Source organism: Dinoroseobacter sp. PD6, assembly GCF_028807315.1.
GTDB classification, from domain to species: Bacteria; Pseudomonadota; Alphaproteobacteria; order Rhodobacterales; family Rhodobacteraceae; genus Dinoroseobacter; species Dinoroseobacter shibae.
In genome coordinates this window covers 204,571-221,342 of sequence record NZ_JARAMN010000001.1, presented here as the reverse complement: position 1 = coordinate 221,342, position 16,772 = coordinate 204,571, and the positions used below count along the sequence as shown (strand labels likewise).

At 66.5% G+C, this 16,772-nt stretch carries 16 protein-coding genes; 3 read left to right on the top strand and 13 right to left on the bottom strand.

What is annotated here, in order from left to right; genetic code table 11:
• Positions 1-35 precede the first annotated feature (35 nt).
• A complete protein-coding gene (locus PVW48_RS00920; RefSeq protein ID WP_274579876.1) occupies positions 36-1,148 on the top strand; it encodes a lytic murein transglycosylase in 1,113 nt (370 codons plus the stop codon).
• Between the two features lie 881 nt (positions 1,149-2,029).
• On the opposite strand, the gene PVW48_RS00915 is transcribed toward PVW48_RS00920, so the two are convergent.
• The 10 genes from PVW48_RS00915 to PVW48_RS00870 all read right to left on the bottom strand — a co-directional run bounded on the left by PVW48_RS00915 (position 2,030) and on the right by PVW48_RS00870 (position 12,117).
• A complete protein-coding gene (locus tag PVW48_RS00915) occupies positions 2,030-3,178 on the bottom strand; it encodes a helix-turn-helix transcriptional regulator (protein WP_274579874.1) in 1,149 nt (382 codons plus the stop codon).
• A gap of 383 nt (positions 3,179-3,561) precedes the next feature.
• Positions 3,562-4,377: a DUF2189 domain-containing protein gene (locus tag PVW48_RS00910; RefSeq protein ID WP_274579873.1), complete on the bottom strand. Its 816-nt coding sequence runs from the start codon at positions 4,375-4,377 to the stop codon at positions 3,562-3,564.
• Positions 4,378-4,511: 134 nt separating this feature from the next.
• Positions 4,512-5,828 carry a type III glutamate--ammonia ligase gene (glnT, locus tag PVW48_RS00905; protein WP_274579872.1) on the bottom strand — a complete coding sequence of 439 codons (1,317 nt, stop codon included), beginning with the start codon at positions 5,826-5,828 and terminating at the stop codon, positions 4,512-4,514.
• 60 nt (positions 5,829-5,888) lie between these two features.
• The gene (locus tag PVW48_RS00900) at positions 5,889-7,223 is read right to left on the bottom strand and encodes an FMN-binding glutamate synthase family protein (RefSeq protein ID WP_274579871.1); all 1,335 of its coding nucleotides are present in this window, start codon (positions 7,221-7,223) and stop codon (positions 5,889-5,891) included.
• Positions 7,224-7,243: 20 nt separating this feature from the next.
• Positions 7,244-7,921, bottom strand: coding sequence for a GXGXG domain-containing protein (locus tag PVW48_RS00895; RefSeq protein WP_274579870.1), 678 nt, complete (start codon positions 7,919-7,921; stop codon positions 7,244-7,246).
• The gene (locus PVW48_RS00890; protein ID WP_274580266.1) at positions 7,921-8,847 is read right to left on the bottom strand and encodes a class II glutamine amidotransferase; all 927 of its coding nucleotides are present in this window, start codon (positions 8,845-8,847) and stop codon (positions 7,921-7,923) included. Before PVW48_RS00890 ends, PVW48_RS00895 begins: the two co-directional genes overlap by 1 nt.
• Positions 8,848-8,922: 75 nt before the next feature.
• Positions 8,923-9,570, bottom strand: a complete 648-nt coding sequence (locus tag PVW48_RS00885; RefSeq protein WP_274579869.1) for a helix-turn-helix domain-containing protein — start codon at positions 9,568-9,570, stop codon at positions 8,923-8,925.
• A 151-nt stretch (positions 9,571-9,721) separates the two neighbouring features.
• Positions 9,722-10,990 carry a PQQ-dependent sugar dehydrogenase gene (locus PVW48_RS00880; RefSeq protein ID WP_274579868.1) on the bottom strand — a complete coding sequence of 423 codons (1,269 nt, stop codon included), beginning with the start codon at positions 10,988-10,990 and terminating at the stop codon, positions 9,722-9,724.
• 154 nt (positions 10,991-11,144) lie between these two features.
• On the bottom strand, positions 11,145-11,453 hold the full coding sequence (locus PVW48_RS00875) for a c-type cytochrome (RefSeq protein ID WP_012178545.1): 309 nt from the start codon (positions 11,451-11,453) through the stop codon (positions 11,145-11,147).
• A 67-nt stretch (positions 11,454-11,520) separates the two neighbouring features.
• Positions 11,521-12,117 carry a TetR/AcrR family transcriptional regulator gene (locus PVW48_RS00870; protein WP_274579866.1) on the bottom strand — a complete coding sequence of 199 codons (597 nt, stop codon included), beginning with the start codon at positions 12,115-12,117 and terminating at the stop codon, positions 11,521-11,523.
• Between the two features lie 140 nt (positions 12,118-12,257).
• On the opposite strand from PVW48_RS00870, the gene PVW48_RS00865 reads away from it, so the two are divergent.
• On the top strand, positions 12,258-12,773 hold the full coding sequence (locus PVW48_RS00865) for a YkgB family protein (RefSeq protein WP_274579865.1): 516 nt from the start codon (positions 12,258-12,260) through the stop codon (positions 12,771-12,773).
• Positions 12,774-12,832: 59 nt separating this feature from the next.
• Positions 12,833-13,105 carry a glutaredoxin 3 gene (gene grxC, locus PVW48_RS00860; protein WP_274579864.1) on the top strand — a complete coding sequence of 91 codons (273 nt, stop codon included), beginning with the start codon at positions 12,833-12,835 and terminating at the stop codon, positions 13,103-13,105.
• A 16-nt stretch (positions 13,106-13,121) separates the two neighbouring features.
• Here grxC and PVW48_RS00855 read toward each other — a convergent pair whose 3' ends face one another.
• The 3 genes from PVW48_RS00855 to PVW48_RS00845 form a co-directional block, all read right to left on the bottom strand.
• Positions 13,122-14,396 carry a DUF2254 domain-containing protein gene (locus PVW48_RS00855; protein WP_274579863.1) on the bottom strand — a complete coding sequence of 425 codons (1,275 nt, stop codon included), beginning with the start codon at positions 14,394-14,396 and terminating at the stop codon, positions 13,122-13,124.
• A 93-nt stretch (positions 14,397-14,489) separates the two neighbouring features.
• On the bottom strand, positions 14,490-15,467 hold the full coding sequence (locus PVW48_RS00850) for an HAD family hydrolase (RefSeq protein ID WP_274579862.1): 978 nt from the start codon (positions 15,465-15,467) through the stop codon (positions 14,490-14,492).
• A gap of 116 nt (positions 15,468-15,583) precedes the next feature.
• Positions 15,584-16,771, bottom strand: coding sequence for a vWA domain-containing protein (locus PVW48_RS00845; protein ID WP_012178551.1), 1,188 nt, complete (start codon positions 16,769-16,771; stop codon positions 15,584-15,586).
• Between the last annotated feature and the right edge of the window lies 1 nt (position 16,772).

The following is a 16,772-nucleotide window of genomic DNA, read 5'->3' as shown; positions in this document are numbered from 1 at the left end:
GGCTCGGGTCAAAACCGGCAGGCGGAGCATCGGGCATGACACGGATCACCAGACGAACCTTCGGCGCCGGGGCAACGGCCCTGGCTCTAGCGGGCTGCGGCGGGGCACGGGTGCCCGCGGCGGGGCCGGCGGACGATCTGCGGCCCGTGCCGAATGCGGGCTATGCGGACTGGGTGGCGCGGTACCGGGCGCGGGCGGCGGCGGATTTCTCGGACGACTTGCTGCGGCGGGCTTTTGCGGGGACGGGCTACCTGCCCGGCGTGGTGGCGCGGGACCGCAACCAGGTGGAGTTTCGCCGGACCCTGGAGGATTACCTGGCCATCGCCGTGTCGGACGAGCGGGTGGCGCGGGGGCGCGCGGCGGTTGCGCAATACCGCCCCACTTTGGCTGCGATCGAGGACCGCTACGGCGTGCCGCCGGAGGTGGTCACGGCGATCTGGGGGCTGGAGAGCTTCTATGGCGACCGCAAGGGGGATATCCCCGTGGTTTCGGCGACCTCGACGCTGGCCTATGACGGGCGGCGGGGGGCGTTCTTCGAGGGGCAGCTGACCGCGGCGCTGCGGATCCTTCGGGCTGGCGATATCGCACCGGAGCGGATGCTGGGCAGCTGGGCGGGCGCGATGGGACATACGCAGTTCATCCCCACATCGTTCGAGGCCTTCGCGGTGGATTTCACCGGCGACGGGCGGCGGGACATCTGGTCCGACGATCCCACGGACGCGCTGGCCTCGGCGGCGGCGTATCTGGACCGCAACGGCTGGACCAGGGGGCTGCGCTGGGGCGCGGAAGATCCGGAGGGCAGCCTCCAGCCGCAACCGGGGGGGCCGCGTTTCGCCACCACGTCGAATTTCAACGTGATCAAGCGCTACAACAACTCGGACGCCTACGCGATCGGGGTCGGACACCTGTCGGACCGGATCGCAGGCGGCGGCCCCCTGCGCACGCCGTTTCCGCCCGACGCCAACGGGCTGACCAAGGCGGACCGGGTGGCCCTGCAAGAGGGGCTGACACGCGCCGGGTTCGATACGGGTGGTGCGGACGGCGTTGTGGGGCCGAACACCGAGGCGGCGATCCGGGACTACCAGCGCAGCCGGGGCCTGCCGGTCACGGGAGTGCCGTCGCTGGAGTTTTTGAGGGGGTTGGAGTGAGCGTCTGCTAGCAGTTTCTTCAGGCAGCGCGGCGCCGGGAACGCTCGGCGCGCTCAGCAGAGTTGACTGTGTTGTGCTGCGCACGGCTGGACCGGGCCCAGAGTGATGGATGCTGCAGGATATACCAATCGCCGCTCCTTTGGCTGCGATCCAGAACGAGACAAAATCAAACCGAGTTTACCCAAAAGTTCGTGGCGCAAGATTTTTCCACGCTTTCAGGCGCATCGCCCCCGATGCCGAAGACGACTGTTCTAGACAAGACAAGGCCTTGGCAAAGGCGGTTGTGAACTGCCCGCGCCAAGGCAGTTTCTCACTAACGATATCTTGTCATGTTTCCATCAAGGACGCATTTGGCCCACCCACGAACACCAGCACGATCCATCCCGCTACCGGATTGCGCTGTGGCTCGCATACAGACTTTCTTTGGTTGAAAAATTTTTGTGAGGGGGATTACCTCCGTCTCTCCTGAAAACCGAAGGTCACACCTGGCTCCAGGACCGTTGACACTCGTAAAGCGCGTCGAAACGCTTTCCTTAGCAATTACATACTTTTCCGGGGCGGTTTGGCACGTCCAATTATCTGCGTAGCACGTATGCCCCTTCCCACTGGATGTAACAGGGTTCGTAGTGCACTCAGAAGCCAAATTTAGAGCTATGATGTCAGGTTGGACGCTATCGGCCATTGCTTGTGAAGAAGCGATGAACACCATGCACACGGCAACTTTTGAATTGATGGAAAGAAATGCTCTCATACTTACCTCCATGCGATTGACCCATCATAGGGCTATCAAAACAGTTGGAGCGTGGTGCACTTCAAGCGGTCTTGTCATGAGCCGGATGGACCATGACAAACCGATTTCCAGTTAAAAGCTCAGTTCTGTGTTAAGCAACCGGTGGCAGAACACGGAGAATAAGCCTTATCAGCTCAACACGGCTGCTCACCCCAGCTTTCGCGAGCACCGCCGAGACTTGGTTCTTCGCGGTTATTGGAGTGGTGCCTCGGCGTTCTGCAATTTCTGCAATAGTGGCACCGTCGGCAATCCACCGGCAGACGTCGGCTTCTGCACCTGTCAGTCCGTAGAGCTTGATGAACCGATCCATCCGGAGATAGGGAATACGCTCTGGGTCAATGAGGGTGACGAGCGCTCCATCCAGTCCTTTTTCCAGTTCTGCCTTACTGTCGCTGATCGGTCCTATGTCCAGCAGGAATGGCGTCAAGCCAGATGGCCGTTTGATCGAAACCAGGGACTCGTGCCGGTTAGCCTGTCCTTGCGCCGTGGAGCTTACGTCGAGGACATGTGCGCGAATTTTGGACGTTAGATCGGGATCGGAGGTTAGAATTCTTCCGTCGCCAGACAGCAAGATACCATCTTTCAGGCCAAATATTCTTTCCGCTTCGGCGTTCTTGACGACGATCTGCCCGTCCGGAAGTGCAAGTGCTATTCCGGCTTGCACCCGCTCCAAGGCCGCAAGCGCCGCCTTATACCGGGCTCTCAGAAGCGCGAACACGCGACCAATTTCAAGTGCCTTAGTCAAATGGGGAAGTAGGGCCCGCGATCGTTCGCCCGCGGACAACGGAATTTCAAGCCTCTGTCGATCAAACCCGATGCTCATGGCATCAAACCACACAGGGTCGTCATTCAAACGGACCCCGAGCCGCCGGGAGACACCGGTTCGTTCTCTGAGGAATGCATAGTCCTTGCGCGCATCCAGGGCTTCAGCCGAAAGCCCTGTCGCAAGGTCAGGCACAGGTTTATGCGGGGGTTGGGCTTGAAGAAAATCCCAGTCTTGGTTCTGCATCCATGAGAGCCTTGCGCCGTAGTACCAACCCGCAGGAGTGCGAGAAAAATCCAAGTAGATGCTGGACATCATCGTCAGATCTTTTCCGCCTGCTTTTTTTCCACGGATCACCAATGCAACAGCCTTCGCATCAACAGCCGACGCTGTAGCATCCAATGCACGACGCCAACTTGCCGGGTTAACGGCTGTGTCGTATATCAGCTCAAGCGCCTGATACCCTCGCGCGTCCATGTCGCTTGCATCCTTCGACCGAAGACGGGGATTCTGGCGATCTTATCAGAATTGAACAAGCTGATCAGCCATTGTGCAGAAGAGCTCGGCCTTTAGTTTCTGTTAAAGGCAAAAAGACCAACTTTGACGCATGGCTACTTCCAGCTGTTCCTATCTGACATGATGAGAGCGGTCATTCGTGCAACCGCAGCGAAGGTAAGCTTTGTCCGCTCAGCGGACCCTGGCGAAGTTCGCGGCGCAGGTTCGCTGTGTGCTCAGGCTCTGTGGTTCGAGCCGCGCGCACCGTCGGTGTCTGCACTTTACCCAAGGCCCTTGGAGCGCGGATTTGCTGTTCGGCGCGGCGGTTGTGGGGCACTCGTTGGGGGCTTCGTTGCGGTGGCGCGTCAGGGGGTTGTGGCGGGGGCCTCGGGCGGGCGGACGGCGCGTTGGTAGAGGTGCCAGGTGGTGTGTCCCAGGATCGGCAGGGTGACGATCAGGCCCAGAAAGGCCGGGATCAGCGACAGCACCATGGTCACGGTGATAATCGCGGCCCAGCCGAGCATGACCACCGGGTTTTCGCGCACCACCTGGATCGAGGTGAGCATGGCGGAGATGAAGTCGATCTCGCGGTCGAGCAGCATCGGCATGGCGATCACCGTTACCGTGAAGAGCGCCGCCGACAGCAGCGCGCCGACGCAGGTGCCGATGGCCAGGAAGAGCCAGCCCTCGGGGGTGAAGAACACGGTGGCCAGGAACCCGTCGAGGTCGGAAAACGACGCGTCCTGCAGCACGATCACCAGCACGGTGCGGAACTGGTAGAACCAGACCCAGAAGATGAAGAGTGTGACGAAGGCCATCCAGCCCATCTCGCGCTGGCGTTGGCGGGCCATGACGGTGAGGATGTCGGACCAGCCGAAGCTCTCGTGTGCCTTCAGGCGGCGCGACATCTCGTAGAGACCGGCGGCGGCGAAGGGGGCCACGAGCGGGAAGCCGATGATGGCGGGGATGACCATCCAGACCTTGCCGAGCGACAGCAGGACCCAGACCAGCGCGATGCCGAAGACCGCGTAGAACGCGCCGAAAAAGGCGCTCATCACCGGGCGGGCGCGGAAGTCGGCGACCCCGTCCCGGAGGGCTGCGCGGATATCGTCGGCGGTGAGCGGGACGGTTTCGGGCAGGGCCTTGCGCGGTGGCGTGGGGGTGGCGGTTTCGGCTGTCATGGACACTCCTCCCAAAGCGTGGGCCCGGGGGGTCCGTGTTTCGGCGGTGGGTCGGACCTCCGCATGGCTGGGGCGAGTGTGCCTCAGCTGCGCCAACAGGGCAAGGACGGAGCGGGCCGGGCGGCCGGGCCGCGTCAGACGTCCAGGGTGTGCTCTTTTTCCCAGCGGCTGAAATGGGAGACGTAGGCGTCCCATTCGGCGCGTTTGAGCTTGAGGAAGGCGGAGGCGAAGTCCGGGCCGAGGGCGGTTTTCAGCGTGGTGTCGGCGTCGAAGGCGCGCAGGGCGTCGAGCAGGTTGAGGGGGAGTTTGGGAGTGTCGGTGAGGGTGTGTCCTTCGGCGTACATGTCGATGTCGTGGCGCGGGCCGGGGTCGGCCCTGGTCGCCAGGCCTGAGAGGCCCGCGGCGATGATCGCGGCTTGCAGCAGGTAGGGATTGGCCGCGCCATCGGGCAGGCGCAGCTCGAACCGGCCGGGTCCGGGCACGCGGACCATGTGAGTGCGGTTGTTGCCGGTCCAGGTGACGGCGTTGGGTGCCCAGGTGGCCCCCGAGGTCGTGGTCGGCGCATTGAGCCGTTTGTAGCTGTTCACGGTGGGGTTGGTGAGCGCGGTCAGGGCGCGGGCGTGGTGCATCAGCCCGCCGAGGAAGTGTCTGCCCGCCTCGGACAGGCCGACCTCGCCGGTGGGGCCGTCCCCCTGCCCCGCGAAGACATTGGTGCCCTCGGCATCCCAGACCGAGATGTGGGTGTGGCAGCCATTGCCGGTCAGCTCGGGCATGGGTTTGGGCATGAAGGTGGCGCGCAGCCCGTGTTTCTCGGCCACGGATTTGACCATGAACTTGAAGAAGCTGTGCTTGTCGGCGGTGGCGAGCGCGTTGTCGAAATCCCAGTTCATCTCGAACTGGCCATTGGCGTCTTCGTGGTCGGCCTGGTAAGGGCCCCAGCCCAGGGCCAGCATGTAGTCGCCGATCTCGGCGATCACGTCGTAGCGGCGCATGATCGCGCCCTGATCGTAGCACGGCTTCTCGGCGGTGTCGGCGGGATCGCTGATCCTGCTGCCGTCGGCGGTGAGCAGGAAGAACTCCGCCTCGACCCCGGTCTTGACATGCAGGCCCTGGGCGGCGGCGGCCTCGACCTGGCGAATCAGGGTGTTGCGGGGGGCCTGGGCGACGCTCTCGCCTTCCATCACGCAATTGGCCGCGACCCAGGCGACCTCGGGCTTCCAGGGCAGCTGGATCACCGAGGCCGGGTCGGGCACGGCGAGCATGTCCGGGTGCGCGGGCGTCATGTCGAGCCAGGTGGCAAAGCCCGCGAATCCCGCGCCCTCGGCCTGCATTCCGGCGATGGCCGGGGCGGGCACGAGCTTGGCCCGTTGGCCCCCGAAAAGGTCGGTAAAGGAGATCATGAAATACTTGACGCCGGTGTCCTTGGCGAATTGAGCGAGGTCCGTGGTCATTGGGTCTCCTGTCGATGATGGGAAAAAAAGGCGCGCCGGTCGGGGCGCGCCTAGGATCGGTCAGTAGGTGGTTCCGGGCTTGCCGGGGTACCAGTCGGTGCCCGCGAGCGGGATCTTGGCCATGGCGGCGGCCTCCAGCGTCAGGGCACACAGGTCCTCGGGTTCGAGATTGAGCACGTGGTTCTTGCCGCAGGCGCGCGCGATGGTCTGCGCCTCCAGCGTGAGCACCTTGAGGTAGTTGCGCAGGCGTCGGCCGCCCTCGACCGGGTCGAGCCGGGCGGCGAGCCCGGGGTCCTGGGTGGTGATGCCGGCCGGGTCGCGCCCCTCGTGCCAGTCGTCATAGGCCCCGGCGGTGGTGCCAAGGGCGGCATACTCGGCCTCGTATTTCGGGTCATTGTCGCCGAGCGCGATCAGGGCGGCGGTGCCGATGGCGGTGGCGTCGGCCCCGAGCGCCAGCGCCTTGGCCACGTCCGCACCGGTGCGGATGCCCCCGGAGACGACAAGCTGCACCTCGCGGTGCACGCCCAGATCCTGCAACGCGCGGACCGCCTCGGGGATGCAGGCAAGCAGCGGCTGGCCGACATGTTCGATGAACACGTCCTGGGTCGCGGCGGTCCCGCCCTGCATCCCGTCGAGCACGACCACATCCGCCCCGGCCTTCACCGCCAGCGTGGTGTCGAAATAGGGGCGCGCGCCACCGACCTTGATGTAGATCGGCACGCGCCAGCCGGTGATTTCGCGCAGCTCGAGGATCTTGATTTCCAGGTCGTCCGGCCCGGTCCAGTCCGGATGACGGCAGGACGAGCGTTGGTCGATGCCGGCCGGCAGATTGCGCATCCCGGCGACGCGCTCGGTGATCTTCTGGCCCAGCAGCATCCCGCCCCCGCCGGGCTTGGCCCCCTGCCCCACGACGATCTCGATCGCGTCGGCCCGGCGCAGGTCGTCGGGGTTCATGCCGTAGCGGGATGGCAGGTATTGATAGACCAGCTTATCGGAATGGCCGCGTTCCTCTTCGGTCATCCCGCCATCGCCGGTGGTGGTGGAGGTGCCCGCGAGGGTCGCGCCCCGGCCCAAAGCCTCTTTCGCGGGGCCCGAGAGCGCGCCGAAGGACATGCCAGCGATGGTGATGGGGATGTCCAGCTGGATCGGGTTTTGCGCAAACCGGGTGCCCAGCGTGACGGAGGTGTCGCAGCGTTCGCGGTAGCCTTCGAGCGGGTAGCGCGACATGGAGGCCCCGAGCACCAGCAGGTCGTCGAAATTCGGCACGCGCCGTTTCGCCCCACCGCCGCGAATGTCGTAGATGCCCGTGGCGGCGGCGCGGCGGATCTCGGCATTCACCGGGTCGGTGAAGGTGGCCGATTTGATCGGCGCCGTGCGGGGGATGTCATCTTTCATGGCCCGGGTCCTCGTTCGCCTCAATAGGCATTGTCGATGTCGAAATGGTAGAGTTTGCGCGCAGAGCCGTAGCGCGTGAACTCTTCGGGGCGGGCATCGGCGCCTGCGCGGGCGAGCAGGTTCGCAAGCAGGGTCAGGTGTTCGGGCCGCATCTCTTTCGCGACGCAATCGGCGCCGAGGGATTTGACAGCGCCGCGCACGAAGAGCCGCGCCTCATAGAGGCTGTCGCCCAGGGCCTCGCCCGCGTCGCCGCAGACCACGAGGGTGCCGGACTGGGCCATGAAGGCGCTCATGTGGCCCACATTGCCGTGGACCACGATGTCGACCCCCTTCATCGAGATGCCGCAGCGGGACGACGCGTTGCCCTTGATCACCAGCAGCCCGCCATGGCCCGTGGCCCCGGCATACTGGCTGGCGTCGCCCTCGATCACCACGGTGCCGCTCATCATGTTCTCGGCCACGCCGGGGCCTGCGGAGCCTTCGATATGGACGGTGGCGTGCTTGTTCATGCCCGCGCAGTAGTAGCCGGTGGAGCCTTTCACGGTCACCTCGATCGGCGCGTCGAGGCCGCAGGCGATGGCATGGGCGCCCTGGGGGTTCAGCACCTGCCACGCGGTCTGGTTGGTCTGGCTGGCCTGGGCATGCAGCGCCGCGTTCAGCTCCCGCAGGGGGGTTTGGGCAAGGTCGATGGTCTGCATCAGGCGGCCTTTTGCGCGGGGCTGGGGGTGTCGCGGGTCCAGAAGTAGACGGTGGCGGGCTCGGGCTCCCACACGCGGGCGGTTTGGATGCCGGGCAGGTCCACCAGCGCGCGGTATTCCGAGCCGAAGGCCACGTATTGGTCGGTCTCCGCCATCACCGCGGGCTTGCAGGCGATGGGGTCGCGGACCACGCCGAACCCGTCGCGGGTGCCGACGACGAAGGTGAAGAACCCGTCGAGATCGCGCAGGGCGCTGGTCAGCGCCGCGCCCAGGGTGGCGCCGGTCTGCATCCGCCAGGTGAGATAGGCCGCGCCCACCTCGGTGTCGTTCTCGGTCTCGGTGAGGATGCCGTGGTGGCGCAGCTTGCGCCGCAGGGAGTTGTGGTTGGACAGCGACCCGTTATGGACGAGGCACTGGTCCGGGCCGGTGTTGAAGGGATGCGCGCCCAGGGTGGTAACGGCGGATTCCGTGGCCATGCGGGTGTGGCCGATCCCGTGGGTGCCGGACATGGACGCGATGTCGAACCGGGCGGCGACGTCGCGCGGCAGGCCCACCTCCTTGTAGATCTCGATGGTGCGGCCCCGGCCCATGACGCGGGCCGCGGGGCGCAGCGTGGCGAGGGCGGCGCGCGCGGTGTCGAGCTGACCCTCGGGCAGGGTCAGGACCGCGTGGGTGCTGCGGGCGCGCAGGGTGACGGGCGCGCCGAGGGCCGCGCCGAGATCGGTGTCGAGCCCTGCAAAGGTCGCCTCGGGGGTGTCGGACTGCACGGTGAGCTTCGCCAGGCCCGGAGCTTCGGCGCCGTAGATCGCGAGGCCCGCGCTGTCGGGGCCACGGTCGGACATGGTGACAAGCATCCGGGTCAGCAGCGCGCCCAGCTCCGGCTCCAGCGCCGGGTCCTTGAGAAACAGTCCCACGATTCCGCACATGACGGGTCCCTCTCGCATGATGTTGGCCGGAGCCTAGCGGATCGGGGCAGATATTCAACCAGGAGGAAACTTATTTCACCTTGAGGGGGATCCGCGCTCCTGCGGGTAGCTGATGATCGACAGGAAGCGCGCGGGCAGCTCCACCAGGGTTTCCGGCCCGTGGGGCGCGTCGGCGTCGAAGAACAGGGTGTCTCCCGGGCGCAGGGGGTAGATGCGGTCGCCATGGCGGTAGTCGACCGCACCTTCGAGCATGTAGATCGTCTCGATCCCGCCATGCTGGAAGGTGCGGAAGGTGTCGGAGGCTTCGGTCAGGGTAATGAGGTAGGGCTCGACGATCACGCCGGAGGTGTTGGCGCCGATATGGCCGAGCAGGGTGTAGTGGTGGTTGGCGCGGGTGCCTTCGCGCTCGGCCTCTGCCCCCTCGCCGGCGCGGGTGTGGACGGCGGCGCGGGACTGCTCGAACCCGCGGAAGAAGGCCGTCAGCGGGACCGAGAGCGCGTTCGCAAGGGCCTGCAGGGTGGTCAGCGACGGCGAGGTCTGGCCGTTCTCGATCTTGGACAGCATGCCGGTGCTGAGGCCCGTGGCGGCGGACAGTTCGGCCACGGTTGTGCCCTGCTCGCGCCGGAAGGCCCGCAGGGCGCGGCCGATGGCGGCCTCCAGCGTCTTGTCGGGCGCGTCGCGCAGGCGGTGGGGGTCCTGGTGGGGCAGTCTGGCGGTGCTCATGGGGCCCTCTCGGTGGCGGGCGGTCGCGGTGCCCTGCCCCATGACCTAGCGCAGCGGGCGGCGGAGGGGGAAGCCCCCGGGCGGGCGGTTCCCATGAAAAACGCGCGCGGGTGGGACCCGCGCGCGCCGATTGTCTTGGGGGTTCCGCGCCTTACGGCATCATCTTGTGGATCATGCCCTGATCCACCACCGCGTAGAGCGCGCCATCGGGGCCCTGAACGAGGGAGCGGAAGCGACCGGGCTCCATCGGCAGGGTCATCTCGGTGACGTCGACCACCTCGGTGCCCGCCTCGTTGAGCTCGATCACGTCGATGCGCTGGCCGATGGGCGTGCCGCCGAAGCCGATGCCCATGATGCCGACGACCAGGTGGTTTTCCCAGTCGCCCCACTGGTCCCCGGTCAGGAACTCGGCAGAGGACGTGCCCTGGGACCAGCCGTTATTGTCCCAGATCGGCTGCATCGCGTCCGGATAGGTCGCGAGATCGGTCATCGGCATGAAGGCCGCGCGCTCGTAGCGGTCCATGCCCTCCATCTGGTTCGGGGAGTAGCCGCAGTAGCCATCCGGGCATTCGCCCCGACCGCCCACGTTCGGGCGCGGATCCCAGCCGGCATTGCCGCCGTTTTGCAGAACGGTGATCTCGTCGGAGTGCCAGGGGCCGTGCTCCGCGGTGATGGCCGCGCCGGTTTCCGGGTGGAAGGTGATGCCCTGGGTGTTGCGGTGCCCGTAGGTGAAGATCCGCGGATCGAAGCCTTCGGGGGGCGCGTTGCCCTCGGCGGCATTGCCGTCGCGGTCGATGCGCAACACCTTGCCCGCCAGCAGAGTCGGGCTTTGCGGGCCTTCGCCGTTATGGGTGTCGCCGGTGGTCAGGTAGATGAACCCGTCCGGACCGAAGCGCACGCGGCCGCCGTTATGGGCGCCGGGGCCGCCGAAGGGGTGGTCGGTCGCGGCGGGCTTGTAGGGCACGTCCTCGACGATGTCGGTGCGGTCGGACACGCTGGCGAGATCCTCGCCCACGGTCATCCGCAGCAGGCGGTTGGAGCCGGGCGCGGTCAGGTCGGAGGTCGAATAGACATAGATCTGCCGGTTTTCGGCGAAGTTCGGATCGACCGCGACACCCTGCATCCCGGCCTGACCTTCGCAGAACAGGTCCTCGGCGGTGGAGGCATAGTCGTCGTCGGTGCCCTTCATGCCCAAGAGCTTGTTGACCGAGCCATCGGGCAGGCGCACGGACAGGCCGAGGCATTTCTCGGTGAAGAACATCGTGCCGTCGTCGAGAAAGGCGACGTCCCACGGATTCTCGAGCCCTTCGAGCACGATCTCGTGGCTCAGGGACGTGGTATTGGCCGCGAAGGCCGGTGCTGCAAGCGCGGTTGCAGAGGCCAGTGCCGCGCCGAGCGACAGGGCAGACAGTCGTGTCATGTTGGAAACTCCTCCCAGAGTTCTTTGGTCTCAAGCCTCGGGCGTGACACTGAAATTTCTGGTACTGGTACGCTCAGGCCCCGCCCCGAGTTGTCGTAAGGTAAGCCAGAATGTCCGCAGCTTCAAGGCGGAAAATCGCCGAAGCGCATCGCGCTCATCCGCCCGACAGATAGGCCGCGAGATTGGCGATATCCGTGTCGCTGAGATCGGCTGCCATGGGGATCATGAGCATGGAATTGGGCCCCACCCGCTCGCCCGCCCGGTAGGTGATCAGCCGATCGGTGAGATAGTCGGCCTCCTTGCCCGCGATGCGCGGATAGCTGGCCATGCCCTTGCCGGTCGGGCCGTGGCAGGCCGCGCAGACATCCCCGTAGAGCGCCTCGCCCGAGGCGGGGTCGCCCGCCTGGGCCTGGGTTGTGCCGAGGGCGAGCAGGGCAAGGGTGAGCAAGGTCTTTGATTTCATGTCGGTTCCTCCCGGTCGAGACATAGACCGGGGCAAGGCCCGCGCCAAGTCCGAACCCGCGCCCGGATCACGGACACAGGAGGGCCAGTGCCGCGTCGCGGCTGGCGGCGAGAACCGCCGCCCCGTCCCCGGCCCGCGCCCGCACGCGCAGCCCGGCATAGAGCGACAGCAGCATCTCGGCGCGGGCGGCGAGCGCCGGGTCCGGCGTGTCCGGGTCGGCCTCGCGCAGGGTCGCGGCCAGCGCGCGCCGCAGGATGCCGTAGCCGCGCTGCACCATCCGGTCGGTTTCGGGATCGAGCGCCGCCCGGTCGGAGACCGCGTTGCACAAAAAACAGCCTCGGTGATCGCCCGCCTGCACGACCGCCTCCACCGGAGCGGACAGGAACCTCGCGATCCGATCCCGGGGCGGGGTGTCGGGGGCGCGCAGGGCGGCGGCGCCCGGAGACACCACCGTCTGCTCGTAGCGGGCGAGCGCCCTGAGATAGATCTGGTGCTTGTTGCCGAAGGCGGCATAGAGGCTCGCCTTGCCCAGCCCGGTGGCGCGGGTGATGTCGCTCAGCCCGGTGCCCTCGTAGCCGTTTTCCCAGAACAGGCCCAGGATCCGGTCGAGCATCTCGTCGGGGTCGAATTCCCGGGGGCGGCCCGGCGGATGTGGGGAGGGCATGGTGTAACAAATCCTCGCGCAGCTGTGTTTGCATGATTGTTGACCAATCGGTCTTTAATGTACATGTTCCCCTCACCGGCCGCAACGGTCGCTTTCATATCACCAAATACGGACCGTTCGGTCCACAAAGGAGCCCCCCCATGTCCGACGCAACCTTCACCTCCACCGCCCCCACCCTCACCGCCAGCCGCCTGGACCGTCTCGGCGACCGGGTCTCGCGGATCAGCCTGAGCGCCGTGCGCCTGACCAGCGCCACGGTTCTGGGCTGGATCGGCGCGATGAAATTTACCGCCTACGAGGCCGTGGCGATCCAGGGCCTCGTGCAGTCGAGCCCGCTGACGGCCTGGCTTTACGATGTCCTGAGCGTGCAGGGCGCGTCGAACCTGATCGGGGCGGTCGAGATCGCGACCGCGCTGCTGCTGTTGCTGGGCGCGAAGTTTCCCAAGGCCGCCCTTTTGGGCGCGCTCGGGGCGCTGGCGACCTTCGCGGTGACGGTGAGCTTCCTGTTCACGGCGCCGGTCACGGAGCCAAGCCTGGGCGGGTTCCCGGCCCTGTCGGTGGTGCCGGGTCAGTTCCTGCTCAAGGACATCGTGCTGCTGGCGGCAGCGGGTCTTCTGGCCGGCGATGCCTTGCGCCGTCTGGCGCGCACGCTCTGAGCCCACCCTTCCCTGCCCCGGCCTGGCTGGCCGGGGCGCTTGCCACGAAAGGCACTGCCATGACCCGGACCATCACACTTTATACCAAGGACTATTGCCCCTATTGCAAGGCCGCCAAGGCGTTGTTGCACAGCAAGGGGGTGCGTTTCACCAACCATGAGATCACCGACAAACCGGCCCTGCGCGCCGAGATGATCCAGCGGGCGGGCGGGCTGCGCACGGTTCCGCAGATCTTCATCGGCGGGGTTCATGTGGGCGGTTACGACGCGCTGGCGCGGCTGGACGCCCGGGGCGAGCTCGACGGGCTTTTGGGCCTGGTCCGCACCGCCTGAGTGCGGTGGGCGCACCTCAGACCGCGGCGGCCTGCGCGGAGGGCGCGCCGACCGCAATGGCGCGGAGCCGGTCGAGGTCGCGCGGCGGCATGCCCGCCTCTTCGGCATAGCACAGCGCATTGGCGGCGAGCGCCTGGGCCGCCGCCGACATCTCGGTGTCGTGCGACCGCGACAGGGACGCGAGGCATTGGCGCAGGGTCAGCGCCGTCTCGATCGACCCGGCCCCGTCGCGCGCGGTGGGCGCGAAGGCGGCCTCGATGAAGCGGGCGGGTCCGGGGAAGGCGGCGAACACCCGAGGTGCCTTTGGCGCGTCGGGGTTCGGGTCGGTGCGCCCGAACTCCCACAGGAGCGCCTTGAGGATCAGCAGCGCCTCGATCGCGGTGCCGCCGTCATTTATGCCGGGCGACAGGGCTTTCTCGGCGATCTCGGACAGGACGGTCAGCCCGAAGGCCGCGTCCTGTTCATGGGTGCGGCAGTCGCCAAAGGTCAAGGCGCGCCCGAGCCCCGAGAGGGTGTCATCGTCGACCTGGCCGGAGACCTGGCCGATCACCTCGCCCTCCAGGAGATGCGCGCCCGGCGCCACATCGAGGTAGAGCACCGCGTGATCGGGCAGGCAGTCCTCGATGGCGGCCATGTCGATCAGTTGCAGATAGCCCGAGACCGGCGCGCGCAGCGGCGTGGTGGAGAGCGGCAGGACCGTGTCCGGCGACAGGGGCGAGGCACCGAAGCGCGGGTTTTCGGCCTGGGCTTTCAGGGCCTCGCGGGCGCGGGTCTCGGCGGAGGCGAGGCTGTCGCGCAGGCTGCCCATGGTGGTCAGATGCTCGATCCAGCGCAGCAGCGAGATCACGACGAGGATCACCACGACCGTCGTGATCGCCATGACCACCAGGGCGGCATCCTCGGGGTAGAAGCCCAGGCGATAGAGCACGATCGACCCGAGGGAATAGACGAAGGCCCCGATGAAGGCCGCAAGCACCGATTGGGTGGTCGTGTCCTCCAGCAGGATCCGGTGCATCCGGGGTGTCGCCACATCGGCGGCCCCGCGATGGGCGGAGACCATGATGTTGAGCGAAAAGGTCGACACGGCCAGCATCGACGAGGCGAGGATCGTCAGGACCGGGGTGACCGACGCGAAGTCGATCTGCATCGCCACCCGGCCCTGGAGGAGCGGGCTGACCAGGGGGCTGATCAGGGTGGCGACCAGCGACAGCAAGGCATAGAGCAGCACGCGCAGGCCCATGTCGCGGTAGTAGCGCAGAAGAACGAGTTTGAGCCAGGTCAGGCGGGTCATGGGGGCATCCGATCACTTTGCGAAACCGCTGCTGCGCAGCTTCGCCCGGAACGCGCCCGGAAGGGAAGCGGCCATTCGCCAAGGGCGCGCGGCTCAGGGGGTGGCGGACCAGATCCGCGACCAGTCCTTGGCCATGTCCACAAGCACCCAGCCCCGGCCCTCGGCCTCGTCCAGAACCACGTCGAGCGCGCCGATGGGGCTGCCGCGGTCATAGGCGGTCTCGCGCTCTGCGTCGGTGTGGTGGATGAACATGCCGAACCGCGCCCCCTCCCCCGCGGTGACCCAGTCGACCATCTCGAAATCGGCGTCCGAATTTCCGGCGGCGAAGATCGGGCGCTGGCCGATATGGTTCATGATGCCCACGGGCTTGTCGCCGGTGCGGTCGACGAAGAAGAGGCCCGGCTGCTTGGTCAGGGTGGGCACGCCGTCCTCGACGGAATAGCTCAGGTTCACGATGCTGCCGATCACCTGGGCGGGCGGGATGCCGTAGGCTTCCTCCGCGATGGCGCGCATGAAATCGAGGGTGCCGCCGGAGACGATATAGGTGCTGAAATCCTCGTCCCGCAGGTAGCGCAGCAACTCGACCATGGGCTGGTAGGTCATCTCGGCATAGGTCAGCCCGGTCGTGGGATGCTCGGTCGTGGTCAGCCAGCCATGGACGGAGGCGCGAAAGGCCTCGGGCGTGATGTTGGCGTGGGAGAGGCTGACCACCTCCAGCATGCCCTCGCGCCCGGTTTCGCGCAGCGCGGCGATGTCGCCCGCCGCCGCCGCCCGGAGCGCGTCGGAGGTCAGGATCGCGGGGTCGGCCTCGGCCTTTTGCCGGACCATGTCGAGGGCATAGGCGAGCTGGAAATAGAGCGGCTGCTCGCTCCACAAGGTGCCGTCATTGTCGAAGACGGCGATCCGGTCGGGTTGGGGGACGTAGCTGTCCGAGGTGGGATCGGTGACCGCGGCGACGAAGTCGAGGATGGCGGTCTTGGACGCGCTGTCGTTCCAGGAAGGCAGCGGATCGGCCAGGGACGTGAGGGGCAGGACAAGGAAGGGCAGAGACCAGAGGGCGCAGCGGTGCATGGCGGGGTTCCTGTTGATGGAGCCGGTGGGGATGTGGGTACAGGGGTAGCGAGGTCTGGTTGACGAAGTCAACGCTTTGGTGCGCATGTCCCGACCGGCGCCGGGCGGCGCGGCTGTTACCGCCCCAGCACCCGCATGCCGCGGTCGATGCCTTCGAGGGTCATGGGCACCATGCGCTCGGCGCCGAAGACCTGCTGGATCATCTCGATGGAATGGGTGTAGCGCCAGTGACGTTCCGGCACCGGGTTGAGCCACAGGTGGTTGGGCCACTGGTCGCGCACCCGGGCGAGCCAGACATGGCCCGCCTCGGGGTTCCAATGCTCGTTGGCGCCGCCGGGATGGGCGATCTCGTAGGGCGACATGGAGGCGTCACCGACGATGATGCACTTGTAATCCGACCCGTAGGTATGGAGCACGTCCCAGGTCGGGGTCTGTTCGGACCAGCGGCGGCGGTTGTCGCGCCAGAGCCCCTCGTAGATGCAGTTGTGGAAGTAGAAATATTCCAGGTGCTTGAACTCGGCGCGCGCGGCCGAGAACAGCTCTTCGACCAGCCGGATATAGGGGTCCATGGACCCGCCCACATCGAGAAACAGCAGCACCTTGACCGCATTGCGCCGCTCGGGCCGGGTTTTCACGTCGAGATAGCCGTGCTCGGCGGTGGCGCGGATCGTGCCGTCGAGGTCGAGCTCTTCGGCGGCCCCGTCGCGGGCCCATTGGCGCAGGCGTTTGAGCGCCACCTTGATGTTGCGGGTGCCCAGCTCGACACTGTCGTCGAGGTTGCGAAATTCGCGCTTGTCCCAGACCTTGACCGCGCGTTTATGGCGGGACTCATTCTGCCCGATGCGCACGCCTTCGGGGTTGTAGCCGTAGGCGCCGAAGGGGGAGGTTCCGGCGGTGCCGATCCACTTCGAGCCGCCCTGGTGGCGGCCCTGCTGGTCCTTGAGCCGCTCTTTCAGGGTCTCCATCAGCTTGTCAAACCCGCCCAGGGCTTCGATCTCGGCGCGTTCTTCTGGGCTCAGATGCTTCTCGGCCAGCTTTTCGAGCCATTCGCGGGGCAGGTCCACGGCGTCGAGCACCTGCTCGGGCGTGATCGCTTCGAGCCCGTTGAAGGCGGTGGCGAAGGCGCGGTCGAACCGGTCCAGATGGCGCTCGTCCTTGACCATCGCGCAGCGGGCGAGGAAGTAGAACTGTTCCGGGTCATAGGTGGCCATGCCGCGCCCCAACCCTTCGAGGAAGGTCAGGTATTCGCGCACCGACACCGGGACGCCGCCCTTCCGAAGCTCGGCGAAGAACGGCAGGAACATC

What these genes read in the sequence shown, in the direction of transcription:
- PVW48_RS00920 (WP_274579876.1), top strand. Translation starts at nt 36, where the DNA reads ATGACACGGATCACCAGACGAACCTTCGGCGCCGGGGCAACGGCCCTG.
- PVW48_RS00915 (WP_274579874.1), bottom strand. Translation starts at nt 3,178, where the DNA reads ATGGACGCGCGAGGGTATCAGGCGCTTGAGCTGATATACGACACAGCC.
- PVW48_RS00910 (WP_274579873.1), bottom strand. Translation starts at nt 4,377, where the DNA reads ATGACAGCCGAAACCGCCACCCCCACGCCACCGCGCAAGGCCCTGCCC.
- glnT (WP_274579872.1), bottom strand. Translation starts at nt 5,828, where the DNA reads ATGACCACGGACCTCGCTCAATTCGCCAAGGACACCGGCGTCAAGTAT.
- PVW48_RS00900 (WP_274579871.1), bottom strand. Translation starts at nt 7,223, where the DNA reads ATGAAAGATGACATCCCCCGCACGGCGCCGATCAAATCGGCCACCTTC.
- PVW48_RS00895 (WP_274579870.1), bottom strand. Translation starts at nt 7,921, where the DNA reads ATGCAGACCATCGACCTTGCCCAAACCCCCCTGCGGGAGCTGAACGCG.
- PVW48_RS00890 (WP_274580266.1), bottom strand. Translation starts at nt 8,847, where the DNA reads ATGTGCGGAATCGTGGGACTGTTTCTCAAGGACCCGGCGCTGGAGCCG.
- PVW48_RS00885 (WP_274579869.1), bottom strand. Translation starts at nt 9,570, where the DNA reads ATGAGCACCGCCAGACTGCCCCACCAGGACCCCCACCGCCTGCGCGAC.
- PVW48_RS00880 (WP_274579868.1), bottom strand. Translation starts at nt 10,990, where the DNA reads ATGACACGACTGTCTGCCCTGTCGCTCGGCGCGGCACTGGCCTCTGCA.
- PVW48_RS00875 (WP_012178545.1), bottom strand. Translation starts at nt 11,453, where the DNA reads ATGAAATCAAAGACCTTGCTCACCCTTGCCCTGCTCGCCCTCGGCACA.
- PVW48_RS00870 (WP_274579866.1), bottom strand. Translation starts at nt 12,117, where the DNA reads ATGCCCTCCCCACATCCGCCGGGCCGCCCCCGGGAATTCGACCCCGAC.
- PVW48_RS00865 (WP_274579865.1), top strand. Translation starts at nt 12,258, where the DNA reads ATGTCCGACGCAACCTTCACCTCCACCGCCCCCACCCTCACCGCCAGC.
- grxC (WP_274579864.1), top strand. Translation starts at nt 12,833, where the DNA reads ATGACCCGGACCATCACACTTTATACCAAGGACTATTGCCCCTATTGC.
- PVW48_RS00855 (WP_274579863.1), bottom strand. Translation starts at nt 14,396, where the DNA reads ATGACCCGCCTGACCTGGCTCAAACTCGTTCTTCTGCGCTACTACCGC.
- PVW48_RS00850 (WP_274579862.1), bottom strand. Translation starts at nt 15,467, where the DNA reads ATGCACCGCTGCGCCCTCTGGTCTCTGCCCTTCCTTGTCCTGCCCCTC.
- PVW48_RS00845 (WP_012178551.1), bottom strand. Translation starts at nt 16,771, where the DNA reads ATGTTCCTGCCGTTCTTCGCCGAGCTTCGGAAGGGCGGCGTCCCGGTG.